This window comes from Mesorhizobium sp. PL10, from assembly GCF_053714315.1.
Window position 1 is genome coordinate 333308 of record NZ_JBSKBR010000001.1, and the last position, 12883, is coordinate 346190.

14 protein-coding genes are annotated in these 12883 nt (G+C 63.3%); 9 read left to right on the top strand and 5 right to left on the bottom strand.

Features of this window, described 5'->3' with window-relative positions; all coding sequences use genetic code 11:
* Nucleotides 1–198: 198 nt before the first annotated feature.
* The 3 genes from ACWGTO_RS01695 to ACWGTO_RS01705 all read left to right on the top strand — a co-directional run bounded on the left by ACWGTO_RS01695 (nt 199) and on the right by ACWGTO_RS01705 (nt 1906).
* Complete coding sequence (locus ACWGTO_RS01695) at nt 199–960, top strand: Crp/Fnr family transcriptional regulator (RefSeq protein WP_454573134.1); 762 nt, start codon at nt 199–201, stop codon at nt 958–960.
* A gap of 142 nt (nt 961–1102) precedes the next feature.
* Complete coding sequence (locus tag ACWGTO_RS01700; protein ID WP_454573135.1) at nt 1103–1429, top strand: DUF883 family protein; 327 nt, start codon at nt 1103–1105, stop codon at nt 1427–1429.
* 12 nt (nt 1430–1441) lie between these two features.
* The gene (locus tag ACWGTO_RS01705; RefSeq protein WP_454573136.1) at nt 1442–1906 is read left to right on the top strand and encodes a hypothetical protein; all 465 of its coding nucleotides are present in this window, start codon (nt 1442–1444) and stop codon (nt 1904–1906) included.
* Nucleotides 1907–1984: 78 nt separating this feature from the next.
* Here the strand turns inward: ACWGTO_RS01705 and ACWGTO_RS01710 are convergent, their stop codons facing one another.
* Nucleotides 1985–3511, bottom strand: coding sequence for a sensor histidine kinase (locus ACWGTO_RS01710; protein ID WP_454573137.1), 1527 nt, complete (start codon nt 3509–3511; stop codon nt 1985–1987).
* A 157-nt stretch (nt 3512–3668) separates the two neighbouring features.
* On the opposite strand from ACWGTO_RS01710, the gene ACWGTO_RS01715 reads away from it, so the two are divergent.
* Nucleotides 3669–3863: a hypothetical protein gene (locus ACWGTO_RS01715; protein WP_454573138.1), complete on the top strand. Its 195-nt coding sequence runs from the start codon at nt 3669–3671 to the stop codon at nt 3861–3863.
* A 26-nt stretch (nt 3864–3889) separates the two neighbouring features.
* Here ACWGTO_RS01715 and ACWGTO_RS01720 read toward each other — a convergent pair whose 3' ends face one another.
* Nucleotides 3890–4810, bottom strand: coding sequence for a diacylglycerol/lipid kinase family protein (locus tag ACWGTO_RS01720; protein ID WP_454573139.1), 921 nt, complete (start codon nt 4808–4810; stop codon nt 3890–3892).
* A gap of 222 nt (nt 4811–5032) precedes the next feature.
* On the opposite strand from ACWGTO_RS01720, the gene ACWGTO_RS01725 reads away from it, so the two are divergent.
* Nucleotides 5033–6361 carry a PRC-barrel domain-containing protein gene (locus ACWGTO_RS01725; protein ID WP_454573140.1) on the top strand — a complete coding sequence of 443 codons (1329 nt, stop codon included), beginning with the start codon at nt 5033–5035 and terminating at the stop codon, nt 6359–6361.
* 47 nt (nt 6362–6408) lie between these two features.
* On the opposite strand, the gene ACWGTO_RS01730 is transcribed toward ACWGTO_RS01725, so the two are convergent.
* Entirely contained in the window at nt 6409–7968 is a 1560-nt protein-coding gene (locus ACWGTO_RS01730) for an alkaline phosphatase family protein (protein ID WP_454573141.1), read from the bottom strand.
* Between the two features lie 219 nt (nt 7969–8187).
* On the opposite strand from ACWGTO_RS01730, the gene ACWGTO_RS01735 reads away from it, so the two are divergent.
* The 4 genes from ACWGTO_RS01735 (at nt 8188) to ACWGTO_RS01750 (ending at nt 11225) form a co-directional block, all read left to right on the top strand.
* The gene (locus tag ACWGTO_RS01735) at nt 8188–9120 is read left to right on the top strand and encodes a ring-cleaving dioxygenase (RefSeq protein WP_454573142.1); all 933 of its coding nucleotides are present in this window, start codon (nt 8188–8190) and stop codon (nt 9118–9120) included.
* Between the two features lie 5 nt (nt 9121–9125).
* A complete protein-coding gene (locus ACWGTO_RS01740) occupies nt 9126–9758 on the top strand; it encodes an alpha/beta hydrolase (protein ID WP_454573143.1) in 633 nt (210 codons plus the stop codon).
* Nucleotides 9751–10050 carry a GNAT family N-acetyltransferase gene (locus tag ACWGTO_RS01745; RefSeq protein WP_454573144.1) on the top strand — a complete coding sequence of 100 codons (300 nt, stop codon included), beginning with the start codon at nt 9751–9753 and terminating at the stop codon, nt 10048–10050. Before ACWGTO_RS01740 ends, ACWGTO_RS01745 begins: the two co-directional genes overlap by 8 nt.
* Before the next feature lie 116 nt (nt 10051–10166).
* Entirely contained in the window at nt 10167–11225 is a 1059-nt protein-coding gene (locus tag ACWGTO_RS01750; RefSeq protein ID WP_454573145.1) for a dipeptidase, read from the top strand.
* 3 nt (nt 11226–11228) lie between these two features.
* Here the strand turns inward: ACWGTO_RS01750 and ACWGTO_RS01755 are convergent, their stop codons facing one another.
* Together ACWGTO_RS01755 and ACWGTO_RS01760 are read right to left on the bottom strand one after the other, a co-directional pair.
* Complete coding sequence (locus tag ACWGTO_RS01755) at nt 11229–11477, bottom strand: hypothetical protein (RefSeq protein ID WP_454573146.1); 249 nt, start codon at nt 11475–11477, stop codon at nt 11229–11231.
* Between the two features lie 2 nt (nt 11478–11479).
* On the bottom strand, nt 11480–12715 hold the full coding sequence (locus ACWGTO_RS01760) for an aminomethyltransferase family protein (RefSeq protein ID WP_454573147.1): 1236 nt from the start codon (nt 12713–12715) through the stop codon (nt 11480–11482).
* Nucleotides 12716–12883: the final 168 nt, after the last annotated feature.

Sequence of the window (12883 nt, forward strand, 5' to 3'; positions counted from 1 at the left end):
CCGAAAAATTCGCTCACCGGGTCTGCTCCAACGCCAGGCGAGCTTCGAATTCGCCTCACTGGAGTGCAAAGAGTCATGATCGCTATTTGCCATCCTGTCATTTAAAAAAGACATGCCCCATCGCCGTGGCGGAACCGCGGCCCTTGCAAAGGCGTTGCAGTCAGTCTCTGGCAAGGAGGCGTTCGAAGAGGGGTCGAAATGTCTGGCCAGAACGGTCGTTCCTTTTCCAGTCGCCAATATCCGTGCGAGAAGTGCCCGCTCCGGCCGTTGCAGGTGTTCCGGGACTTCGAGAAGCAGGAGCTTGCCTTCGTCAGCAGGTTCAAGAAGGGCGAACTTGCCGTCGACAAAGGTGCGACCGTCCTCGTCGAAGGCAGCCACAGCGCTCATCTCTACACGGTGCTGTCGGGCTGGGCTTTCCGTTACAAATTGCTGTCGGACGGCCGCCGCCAGATTCTGAACTATTCGATGCCCGGCGATCTCATCGGCCTGCAGGGCAGCCTGCTTGGTGAGATGCAGCACTCGATCGAGGCGCTGTCGCCAATGCTGTTATGCGTCTTCGAGCGCGAAAACCTGCACGAGCTCTACCGCAACCATCCGGGCCTTGCCTACGACATCACCTGGATGGCATCGCGCGAGGAGCGCATGCTGGACGAGAATTTGCTCAGCATCGGCAGGCGCACGGCGCTCGAGCGCACCGCCTATCTCATCGCTTTCATCGCCAGCCGCGCGGCTGTAGTTGGCCTCAACGGCAAGGCGCCGGTGCGGATCCCGATCACGCAGCAGCACATCGCCGATACGCTCGGCCTGTCTCTGGTCCACACCAACAAGACGATCCGCAAGCTGATCGACCGCAAGCTGATCGCCTGGCGCGACGGCGGTTGCGAAGTGATCGACAAGGACGCGCTGAAGGACCTCGCACGCTGGGAGGGCTTGAGCGAGGCCCGCCGGCCACTGATCTGATGCCGCAGATCCAGCAGGGAAACCAGTCCAGCCGGGGCTGGACTCGCACTGGCAAACACCCTTTCATGGATATGGTCTCCGGTTTCGGAACCTTGACGTGTGTGGGGCGTTTGAAACCAAGCAAACGCAAGGAGTTATGGGAATGGCAACTGCCGCAGGAAGAACCGCTGGCGAAAGCCAGACGAATGCCGATCTCGAAGCCGATATCAGGCAGCTGAAGGCCGATATCGAAAAGCTGACCAAGCAATTGGCCAAGACCGGCGAACATGGTTACGGGACAGCCCGGCGCGCTGCCGCCGAAGGCGTCGAGCAGTTGCGCGCCCAGGGCGAAGCCGCCTTCGACAGCCTGCGCGGCAACGCCAAGGACCTCGAAGCCCAGATCACCGCCAATGTGCGCGAAAAGCCGGTGACCTCGTTGGCCATCGCAGCCGGCGTCGGCTTTCTGTTCGCGCTTCTCGCCCGCCGCTAGTTTTCGCCAGAGATGGGGACGCTGGCATCGCTGATTTCGGCCTTGGCCTCGGGTGAAGCCATTGCCGCCATGCGCCGCGCGCGCACGGCGGCAATCGTCTATGGGCTCGCCGCGGTCGCGGTTCTGTGCGGCCTCGGTTTTCTGCTGGGGGCGGCCTATATCTGGGCCGCCGACCGCTTTGGACCGATGGCGGCATGCCTGGGCTTCGCTGCAGGTTTCCTGGTGCTCGCCGGGCTTATGGTGCTCATCCATCAACTGGCGGCCGGCAGGCGCGCCCGCCGCCGCGCCCGGCGGCGCAACGCCGACCTCAAGGCACTCGGCATCACGGCGGCCCTTGCCGTGCTGCCGGCTTTGCTCAAGGGAAAAGGTGGCAAGGGCCTCATTCTCGGCCCGATGATCGCGCTCGCCGCCTATGCCATCTACCGCGAGAACGTCAAGCCGGACCGGGACGACGATCCGAGCGACGAGGCCAGCTAGAGTCTTGCTTTTACGCGATTCCCTGAGAGCGCTGCGCGCTTTTCCCGGGAAAACGTTCACACTTTTCGTGGAAATCGCTCAGGCCGGCAGGTCTTCCAGCGGCAACGATATTTCGGCGTACACACCTTCGGTGCGGAACTCGTGGACCACCTCGCTGGATAAAACCTTGGCGAGGCTGCGGCGGATCAGGATCGAGCCGAATCCTTGGCGTTCCGGGGGCTGGACCCGCGGCCCGCCGCTTTCGCGCCAGGTCAGCACGAGGCGGCGTGCACCTTTCTTGCCCAGCGCTTTCCAGTCGACGTCGACCTTTCCCGAGCCCACTGACAGCGATCCGTATTGCAGCGCGTTGCTGGCCAGTTCGTGCATGATCAGGCCGAGGCCCACCGCCTGGTCGGGCGAAAGCAGCAGATCCGGGCCGGAAATCGCGATACGCAGCTGTTCGGCCGAATCGAACGGCTTGACCTCAATCTGCATCAGTTCGCGGATGCCGATGCCGCGCCATTCGCGGTCGGACAAGAGATTGTGGGCAGCCCCAAGCGCCTGCAACCTGGCGCCGAAGGCTTCGAGGAATTCGCTTGGGCGGCGGGCGTGGCGAACGGTCTGCGTCGCCAGCGCCTGCACCGTCGCCAACGTGTTCTTGACCCGGTGGTTCAGCTCGCGCAGCAACAACCTTTGCCGCTCCTCACCGAGCTTGCGTTCCGATATGTCGTAGTTGACGCCAAAGATCAGCGTCGGCCTGCCCTCGTCGTCGCGCTCGATGACGCGGCCGCGCGTGGCTATCCAGCGCGGCGGATCGAAGCCCTTGACCCGGTATTCGCCGAAATAGTCGTCGCTGCCGGTCAAGGCGTCGCGAAAGCGCGTCTCGGTCTGGTAGACATCGCGCGGGTCGATGGCGCCCAATATGTCGCGCGCCCGCAACCGGTTCGAGCGCGGCAGATTGAACAGTTCCGACAGGCGCACATCGCATTCGATCATGTCGGTGCGGATATCCCAGGCCCAGCTGGCGAGCGAGGCGGCATCGAGCGCGATGGCGCGGCGCTTTTCCTCCTGTGCCAAAGCTGCGGCGGCAATGGCGCCGCTACGGGTCGCGTCTTTGAGCGTAAACAGGCTGGCGGCGAGGCCGGCCAGCGCCTTCAGCTGATCGAGTGCGGCGGTGGAGGGAAAATCGTGCGGCTTTCGGTCGAGCACGCATACGGTGCCGATGCGAGCACCGGCCACCACCATGGGCGCGCCGACATAAAAGCGCAGATGATGCTCGCCGGTCACGAGCGGATTGGCGGCGAAGCGGGGATCGATGCTGGCATCGGTCACCACCATAGGCTCGTCGCCGGTGGCAACGGCGTGGGCGCAGAACGAGATGTCGGTGGCGGTCTCGGTCTCGTCCAGACCAATACAGGATTTGAACCATTGTCGTTCGGTATCGAGCAACGTGACCAGGGCGATAGGCGCCTGCATCACGGCGCCGGCAAGCCCGCTGATGCGATCGAAGTCGGGGTCGGAAGCCGTGTCGATCGCGTCAAGCCCGTGCAGCACGGCAAGCCGTTCCGGCGCCGCCACGGCGCCGCGGACCTCGACCGGCAGACCCCTCTCCACCTTCTTATCCACCAAGCCCCCTCGCTTGCAGGTCCCATCCGCAGTCCTGCGCGTTGTGCGCAGCGGTTGGGACCCGGAACTTTTGTAGCACGCAATCGTTACCCGACCATGTTTCGGCAGCCATGGTTTTGTCCACCATGCTTGCAGTCGCCCCACGGGAACGCCGCCAATGACCAAGATCATCCCTGAGAACAAAGCCCGTCAGGGGCGCTGGGGTTGGCATGGGCTGCGCATCCTGATCGCCGCGCTGCTCCTGGCCTTCATCGCCTGGGGTATCGCCGAGATTTATGGCGAAAAGATCAACAACAGCGCTCCCACCAACCAGAGTGCGCCCGCCAGTCAGGACCAGCCGGCCGGCGGCTAGAGCGCTCGTCGTCTTCGGCGATCGCATCAGGCGGCCTTTGCCTGCGCAGCGCGCGCCGGCACCAGAACGTTCAACGCGCCGGGGTGAATTTGTACTGCTGTTTCGCGCTCCAGCTTGACCAGTTCGCCGTCGATGACGGCACCGAACTTCTTGCTTCCCGTGTGGATTTTCACCACGGCCTTGTCGGCCTGATGGATCTCGACATGATCACTGTCGCGCCATCTGCCGCGCGCTATGTCGAAGAGGGCCCTGGCCAGTTCGCCGCGCTGCCGCGCCACGGTGACATAGATGCCGAGCACGCCTCCGGCAGGGTTATCGGCATAGGGCAGGTGACCCTCGCCGAACAGATTGTTTGAGATGCCGATGCCACTGATGCGGGTCACGATCTCCGCGTCGCCGACCGTCAATGTCACCTTCAGGGCGGGCGGATTGTTGATCGTCCTCCAGGCGGCCTTTGCCGAAGCACGGATCTTTCCCAGGCGCGAGGCGAACTCCATGGTGTCGCGCAGCCTTACCATCCTGGCGTGCAGGCCGATCGAGAACTGATGCACGAAGGGTCGGCCGTTAGCGCTGGCGATGTCGACCGCGATGACCTCGCCGTCGGCAAAGGAAGTCAGGGCCCCTTCAAGGGTCTGCGGAATGCCGAGGCCGCGAGCGAACAGGTTCATGGTCCCTGCAGGCAGGACAGCCAAGGCTTTCTTGCTGTTCATCAGCCGCGCCGCGGCGGCCGAAATGGTGCCGTCGCCACCACCGGCCAGCACCACCTCGATGCCGCGCCGCGAGCCGACCTTGTCGAGCGCCGCGACAATATTCTTGCCTTCGACGATGTCGATATCAATGGTGTGGCCAGCCGCCTCAAGCGTCTGGCGCATCCTGTCCGAAAACGCGGAAACATCGGTCGTCCGCAAGGTGCCGCCGTCCCGGTTCAGCACCGCTGCAAATCGCATGCCCCGCTCCGTATTGTTTAGCCAGCCACAGGCTGAAACGGGCAAGCCTTCCAAAGGTTCCATCAGCTGGCCGGGCTTGCTCGAGCTATCCCGATGCCCCGTTTTTTCGGAACAAGCGCCTTGTCACGACGTTGTGAACACATTGGAGGCGCCGCTTTCGGTCTCCCGACGACGGATTGCCGGTCGCGGCGCGTAAGAGATCACGCAAGAGGAGACTTAATCATGATTCGCACTCTGTTCGCGACAACCGCGCTTGCAACGGTGATCGCCACCGGTGCTTTCGCGCAGTCAACGACGGCCCCGGCGACGACCCCGGCCCCGGCTGAAGCCCCCGCCACCATTGCTCCGGCTCCGCAGCGGGCCGACGGGGCCCTGATGACCAATATTATCGGTGAATCCGTCTATAACGGCACCGGCGAAGATGCCCAGAAGATCGGCGATGTCAGTGACGTCGTCTTCGATGGAAACGGCAAGGCCAAATCCGCCATCATCGGTGTCGGCGGCTTCCTCGGCTTAGGCAGCAAGAACGTTGCTTTCGACTACGGCAAGCTGGAATGGGTCGAGAAGAACGGCGACCGCTGGCTGGTTGCCGAAACGACGAAGGAAGCACTGACGGCGCTGCCGGACTTTGACCGCAAACCTTACGATCCGGCCCCAGCGCCTGTATCCACCGACAGCGCGCAAAACGATCCGCAGAAGCCCGTCGACCTCAACGCGGCGCCGTCGGAACCGGTGGTTAAACGCGCTGATGGCAATCTCGCCACCAACATTGTCGGCGAGACCGTCTATAACGGCACCGCCGACGATGCCGAGAAGATCGGTGACGTCAACGACATCGTGCTGACCAAGGATGGCATGGCGCAGTCCCTGGTGATCGGCGTCGGCGGCTTCCTCGGCATGGGCGAGAAGAACGTCACCTATGATTTCGCCAAGGCGCAGTGGGCCGAGAAGAATGGCGATCGCTGGCTGGTCGCCCAGACGACCAGGGAGGAATTGCAGGCGCAGCCAGACTTCGACCGCAAGGTTTATGATCCCGTGCCGGTGACGACCATGTCCGACGCGGGCACGCCCCCAGCAGCCACCGCCCCAGCGGCCGCTCCGGCTGAGACAGCAGCTCCGGCGCCGATGGACAAGACAGCTGAAGCTCCGGCGGCCGAGTCGCCTGACGTGAAGGCCACCGACCCGACGCAGACGGCGGCGATCGACAAATCGACGCTGACCGAGATGCCGGTCGGTGAGATCAGGGGCGACGATCTGAAAGGCACGACCGTCTATGGCGCGAACGACGCCAAGGTCGGCGAAATCGGCGACGTCGTGCTGGCGCCTGATAGCAAGCCGGATGCCGTGATCATCGATGTCGGCGGCTTCCTCGGCATCGGCGCCAAGGAGGTCGCGGTCGGCATGGACAAGCTCAAATTCATGACCGACAAGGACGGCAAGAAGTATCTCTACACCAACTTCACCAAGGAGCAGCTTCAGGCGCAGGCCGCCTATGACAAGGGCAGCTATGCCGAGAAGCGGGATGAGCAGCGGATGATCCTCAGCGATTGACGACTGGGGACATAAGGGAGCCCGCGCCAGCGATGGCGCGGGCTTTTTCATGGAGAAGAGTGACGACCGGCGAAATATCCTGCCACACCATCATCCGTCAGTTCCGCCAGTGCCACGGACTGGTCGAGATGTTCGGCGCGCCAGGCAAGAAGCCGCTCCGCGAATTCGACCCGTACGCTGAGATACTTCGGATCGGCGGCAACATTGGTCAGTTCGCCCAGATCCTTTTTCAGATCGAACAGCAGCGGCGGCAGGCCGCCGCCGAAATGCACGTATTTGAAATATTCCGTGCGGATGACGGCCAGATTGCACTGACGCGAGGCGATGCCGAAATGTCGTTCGGCTTCCCCGTCGGCAATCGAGCGGAAATCGAACTCCCAATGCGCCGCGTCACGCCAATCTTTGGGCGGTTCACTTTCCAGAAACGGTTTCAGCGAATGGCCGTCGAGATGCGGCTGGGCGTCGGCATCCAGCAGGTCGAGCAAGGTCGGGAAGATGTCGACGGCCTCGGTGAAGCGATCGACGGTCGAGCCCGCCGCTCTACCGCGCCGCGGGTCGCGGACGATCAGCGGGATGTGGTAGCTGCCGTCGAAAAAGCCGCCTTTGCCGAGCATGAAATGGTCGCCCATCATCTCGGCGTGGTCCGATGTCAGCACGATGATCGTGTCGTCCCAGGCGCCAGCGTCCTTGAGCGCCCGCCAGATGCGTCCGAGCTGCGCGTCGACTTCCGAAATCATCCCGTAATAGATCGCACGGATGGCGCGCAGATTGTCATCGCCCCAGTCGCACACCTTGCCGTCCATGCCGGGGCGGAAACTTCTCCGCTTCTGGCGATCGAGGTCGTAAGCCAGATAGAGATGGCTTTCTGCTTCCGCCTGAGAGCTTTCCTGGCGGCGGAAGGCCGGACCGTCGGCAGGATCGTAAAGCGTGTTGTAGGGTTCCGGCACGATGAAGGGCGGATGCGGGCTGATAAAAGACACATGCGCGAACCAGGACGCATCCTGTTCGTCCAGCCAGCGGATGAATTCGCCGGCAAGAAAGGCCGTCGGCGTCTCGTCTGTGGAGTAGACCGGCGGCGCGTTGGTCACGGCGTCGCCTGGTTTCTCGCCGACGGGGCGATGGATGCCGGGAGAGCCCACGCTGGTGTCGACGCCGCGCGCCTTCAGCCATGACAGCCACGGCTTCTGATGCTCGGGCAGGAACTGGCGTACGCTGAAGCCCGGCAGGACGCCCTCATAGCTTTTCAGCAGCGGATCGTCCGGCGCCATCGTGCGCGGATCGGACGAGACGTCGGTGTAACCGAACAGAGTCGGATCATAGCCGAGGGCGCGAGCCGACAGCGCGATGTTGCCGTGGCGAGCGTCGAGCGGTGTGCCGTTGCGGCAGACGCGATTGTTCATTTGGTAGAGGCCGGTATAGAGGCAGGCGCGGGCTGGGGAGCAGGGCGCTGCGCCGCCATAGTGTTGCCTGAAAAGGACGCCCTCGGCAGCCAGCGCATCGGCGTTCGGTGTCTTCACCACCGGATGGCCGGCAGCCGACAGGCAGTCGCCGCGCCACTGGTCGCAAGAGATCAGAAGGATGTTCGGTCGTCTGCTTTTCGCGGCCAATGTATGTATCCTGTCACGTCGGGAAGAGGTTCAATGAACCGAATGCTGACGGCGGCGCAAGCCTGTCGGACCGCCGAAATGGTGAACGACAATTTTTCGGTGTTCACTTTTAATGCACAGTCCATCTTGAGTTTGCTGCCTTTGCCGTTGCCCGGTGTATCCTCATATAGGCGTGGACAGCGGCAAGGGGCCGCAAACACTCAGGGAAGGAGCAAGACAATGCTCGACCAGATCAAGGGCCTGCATCACGTGACGTCGATGGCCGGCGATGCGCGCCAGAACAATGATTTCTTCACGCACAAGCTCGGCCTGCGCCGGGTCAAGAAGACCGTCAACTTCGACGCGCCCGACGTCTACCACCTCTACTATGGCGATGAGCACGGCACGCCGGGCTCGGTGATGACCTATTTTCCGTTCCCAGACATTGCCAGGGGCCGCCACGGCGTTGGCGAGGTCGGCACTACGGCATATTCCGTGCCGGCAGGCACACTCGACTATTGGGAAAAGCGCTTCGCGGATGAGGGCGTTAGCGGTCTCTCGCGCGAAGAAACATTCGGCGAGAAGCGACTGGCCTTCGCCGGTCCCGACGGCGATGGCTTCGCGCTCGTCGAGGACAAGGCCGACAGCCGTACGCCATGGTTGAAGGGCGGCGTTCCCGCCGCCGAGGCGATCCGCGGCTTTCATTCGGTGTCGCTGCGCCTCAAGGATGGCGGCGCCACCGAGGAGCTGTTGAAGTTCATGGGCTACGAGCAGGTCGACAAATCCGGCAATGTCAGCCGGCTCGCCATCAAGAACGGCAATGGCGCCGATGTCGTCGACATCGAATCGCTGCCGACGGCTGGCTTCGCCAATCTCGGCGCCGGCTCGGTCCACCATGTCGCTTTCGCGGTGGAGAACCGCGCCAAGCAGCTCGAAGTGCGCAAGGCGTTAATCGATACGGGTTATGGAGTGACGCCGGTGATCGACCGCGACTACTTCTGGGCGATCTACTTCCGCACGCCGGGCGGCGTATTGTTCGAAGTCGCCACCAACGAGCCGGGCTTCGACCGCGACGAGGACACCGCCCATCTGGGCGAAGCGCTGAAACTGCCGACGCAGCACCAGCATCTCAGACCCTATCTCGAACAGCATCTGCAGAAGCTGGAAGGCTGACGACGATGAGCAAGGACGCTTACATCCACAAGGCGCTGCCGGGTTCGCCCGGCGGCCCGTTGCTTTTCGTCTTCCACGGCACCGGGGCGGACGAGAACCAGCTCGTGTCGCTGGGACGCGACCTCGCGCCCCAGGCGACCATCGTGTCGCCGCGTGGCGATGTCTCCGAACATGGCGCAGCGCGTTTCTTCCGCCGCACCGCCGAGGGCGTCTACGACATGGAAGACCTCGGCCGGGCGACCGGCAAGATGGCCGGCTTCATCAAGGCGCAGGTCGAGGCGGCAAAGCCGTCTTCGGTATTCGGCCTCGGCTATTCCAACGGCGCCAACATCCTGGCCTCGGTGATGTTCGCCGCGCCCAAGCTGTTCGATGCGGCGGTGCTGATGCATCCGCTGATCCCGTTCGAACCCGAGGTGAAGGGCAGCCTTGCCGGACGCCGCATCCTGGTCACTGCGGGCAAGCGCGACCCGATCTGCCCGCCCAATCTGACGGCGCGGCTGGAAGCCTATTTGCGCGCCGATGGTGCCGATGTCACAGTGGAATGGCACAATGGCGGCCACGAGGTGCAGCCAAACGAGATCGAAGCGGCGAGACGGCTTTTCGCCGCCGTGCCGGTTGAAGGAGCAACCAATGCCTGACCAATTGCCTGACATCGAACTCGAGGATCGCGGCTCGAAGGGCCGCTATGTCCTGCGCGGTCCGGGCGGCGCCGAGGCGGAGATGACCTTCACCAAGATCGGCGAGCACCAGATCATCATCGACCACACCGAGGTGCCGGATGCGTTTCGCGGCCAGGGCGCCGGACTTCGGCTGGTTACCCGCGCCGTCGAGGACATGCGCGCGGCGGGCAAGAAGATCATCCCGCTCTGCCCCTTCGCCAACGCCCAGTTCCGCCGCCATCCGGAATGGGCCGATGTGCTGAAGCAATAAGCCAGGCAACGCAAACACGCGTCTGGCATTTGCTTGGCTCGGCCATCTTGCCTAGATAGAGGTATCGCCCGCAGGCTGGTTTTCAACCTGCAGCTCCTCAATAGAATGGCTTCCCGATGACCGAATCCGATCTCGTCCCCGTCTTCGACGGCCACAACGACACGCTGCTGCGACTTTACCAGTCGAAGGACACGGACGTCGAAAAGCTGTTCATCGAGGGGACGCGGGGCGGTCACATCGATCTGCCGCGGGCCAAGAAGGGCGGCTTCGCCGGCGGCATGTTCGCGATCTTCCCGCCGCCGGTCGAGAAGGCCAAGCGCTCGGCGGTACCGCCGGCGCCGAGCGACAACGAGCCGCTGCCGCCGGAACTGCCGCGCGCTGACGCCCTGAACTCCACCATCGCCATGGCGTCCATCCTGTTCCGGCTGGAACGAGCGGGAGCGCTGACCGTCTGCCGCAGCGCTGGTGACATTCGCGAAGCGATGGCGAAAGACTCCATCGCGGCGGTGTTCCACATTGAAGGCGTCGAGGCGATCGATCCCGAGCTCACCTTACTCGACGTGCTATACGAAGCCGGTCTGCGCTCGCTCGGCATCGTCTGGAGCCGTCCCAACGGCTTTGGCCACGGCGTGCCGTTCCGCTTCCCGTCGTCGCCCGACACCGGGCCGGGGCTGACCGATGCCGGCAAGGCGCTGGTCAAGGCCTGCAATCAGTTGAAGATCATGATCGATCTGTCGCATCTCAACGAAAAGGGTTTTCGCGATGTCGCCGCGCTCAGCGATGCGCCGCTGGTCGCCACCCATTCCAACGTGCATGCGCTGTGCACCCATTCGCGCAATTTGACCGACTGGCAGCTCGGCGCCATTCGCGAGACCGGCGGCATGGTCGGGCTGAATTTTGCCACCGGCTTCCTGCGCGAGGACGGCAGGATGAATTCAGACACCAGCCTCGACATTATGGTGCGCCATGTCGATTCGCTGTTGCAGGCGCTGGGCGAGGATGGCGTCGGTCTGGGCTCCGATTTCGACGGCGCCATGATCCCCGCCGTCATCGGCGACGTCGCCGGCCTGCCGAAGTTGATCGATGCGCTGGCCGCACGCGGTTTCGGCCGCGCGCTGATCGATAAGATCGCTTATCGCAATTGGCTCAATGTACTGGAACGAACGATCGGGTGAGCCTTAGGCGCCCATGCGCTTCAGCCAGTCCTGGCCGGTGCCGCGGTCCCTGATGATCGGCAACGGGTTTTCCGAGTCCAGCCGCGCGCAGATGCGGTAGACCTCGAGCGTCTCGGCGCTCATCTCGCCGCGCCTGTAGAAAAACATGGCGGCGGCATAGCGGGTGCGGCCCGACCATTTTTCGCCGAGCGGTGTATTGACCAACTGCCACTGTTCGGCGGCTTCCGTCTCTTCATCGGCTTCATCGGCCATGATCAAAAATCCGCCGGCGGATTGGCCGTGCGGCGGTCCAGCTTGATGAAGGGGCGCGCCACCACCTTGGCCCGCTTCATCAGCTTCTGGTACTGCAGTTCGCGCATGGCGTAGATCTCGACCCAGAGGTCTTCCACCGTCGTGTCACCGTATGGCCGCGCCAGCGAGGCAATGGCAATGTTGCGCTTGGCCATCGGCGACCACATGGCGGCGCTGACCAGCCCGACCTCCTGATGCTTCTTGTGATAGACGATGGCGTGCTCGGCTGGGATGTTGCCTTCGATCTCCAACCCGACCAGCACATGGCGCAGCTTGCGCTTGGCGCGGGCTTGGAGGATGGCGCGGCGGCCGTTGAAATGGCCTTTCTCCAGATCGATCATGAAGCCGAGGCCGATCTCCTCCGGCATGCGCAAGCGGTCGGCGCGGATGGCGTGTTCGGCAGTGGCGAAGTCGGCATTGGCGACGATCAACCCGGCTTCGAGCCGGGCGCGGTTCAGGGCGGTGTAGCCGATGGCGCGGATGCCGCGCAGTTCGCCTGCCGTCATCAGCCGATCCCAGAGGCTGAGCGCCTTTTCGGCTGGAATGAACAGTTCATAGCCGAGATCGCCGGTGAAGCCGGTGCGCGAGATGATCACCGTTGCGCCATTATGCGGGAACTCAGCCAGGTCGAAGATCTTCATTTTCTCGACGCCGGCGAAACCGGCATCGCGCAGCACGGCAAACGAGGTTGGTCCCTGCAGAGCGAGCCCGGCGACGGTTTCGGTTTCTTCCTCGACGGAGACATCGAAGCCGATCGCGCTGTCGAGCAGCCAGGGCAAATGCCGTTCCTGCGAGCACAGTCGGAAGCGCGTCGGTGACAGCCGGAACAGCGTGCCGTCATCGAGGACGAAACCTTCATCGTCGCACCAGGCGGTGTAGTGGACACGGCGGGGTTTCAGCTTGGTGACATCGCGCAGTGTAACGCGATCGAGGAAGGCTTCGGCATCCGGACCCTCGACGCGGTATTTGGTCATCGGGGAGATGTCGAACAAAGCTGCCTGGCTGCGGATGGCGAAATATTCGAGCTCCTCGTCCCACAGGGAATGCGGCGCGCGGTAGCCGGCCCAATTATACCAGTCCTGGGTCTTGGTCAGCGCATCGATGCGCGGCTGGAAGGGAGTGCCGAGGCGCAGCGTGCGGAAATGACCCTGCGCTGCGGTGCGAGTCTTCGATGATTTGATGGTGGATTGATGGTTCATGACAGCGATCCTTCGCGCCCCCCTCTGTCCTGCCGGACATCTCCCCCACAAGGGGGGAGATTGGCTGTCATCGCGGCTTCCGCCAATCGCCAACATTTCAGGAATAAGCGGCCGCGCCGAGGCTGCTGATCTCCCCCCAAGTGGGGGAGATGTCCGGCAGGACAGAGG

Coding starts and splice junctions, on each gene's coding strand:
- ACWGTO_RS01695 (WP_454573134.1), top strand. CDS start 199: ATGTCTGGCCAGAACGGTCGTTCCTTTTCCAGTCGCCAATATCCGTGC.
- ACWGTO_RS01700 (WP_454573135.1), top strand. CDS start 1,103: ATGGCAACTGCCGCAGGAAGAACCGCTGGCGAAAGCCAGACGAATGCC.
- ACWGTO_RS01745 (WP_454573144.1), top strand. CDS start 9,751: ATGCCTGACCAATTGCCTGACATCGAACTCGAGGATCGCGGCTCGAAG.
- ACWGTO_RS01720 (WP_454573139.1), bottom strand. CDS start 4,810: ATGCGATTTGCAGCGGTGCTGAACCGGGACGGCGGCACCTTGCGGACG.
- ACWGTO_RS01735 (WP_454573142.1), top strand. CDS start 8,188: ATGCTCGACCAGATCAAGGGCCTGCATCACGTGACGTCGATGGCCGGC.
- ACWGTO_RS01725 (WP_454573140.1), top strand. CDS start 5,033: ATGATTCGCACTCTGTTCGCGACAACCGCGCTTGCAACGGTGATCGCC.
- ACWGTO_RS01760 (WP_454573147.1), bottom strand. CDS start 12,715: ATGAACCATCAATCCACCATCAAATCATCGAAGACTCGCACCGCAGCG.
- ACWGTO_RS01705 (WP_454573136.1), top strand. CDS start 1,442: ATGGGGACGCTGGCATCGCTGATTTCGGCCTTGGCCTCGGGTGAAGCC.
- ACWGTO_RS01755 (WP_454573146.1), bottom strand. CDS start 11,477: ATGGCCGATGAAGCCGATGAAGAGACGGAAGCCGCCGAACAGTGGCAG.
- ACWGTO_RS01715 (WP_454573138.1), top strand. CDS start 3,669: ATGACCAAGATCATCCCTGAGAACAAAGCCCGTCAGGGGCGCTGGGGT.
- ACWGTO_RS01750 (WP_454573145.1), top strand. CDS start 10,167: ATGACCGAATCCGATCTCGTCCCCGTCTTCGACGGCCACAACGACACG.
- ACWGTO_RS01740 (WP_454573143.1), top strand. CDS start 9,126: ATGAGCAAGGACGCTTACATCCACAAGGCGCTGCCGGGTTCGCCCGGC.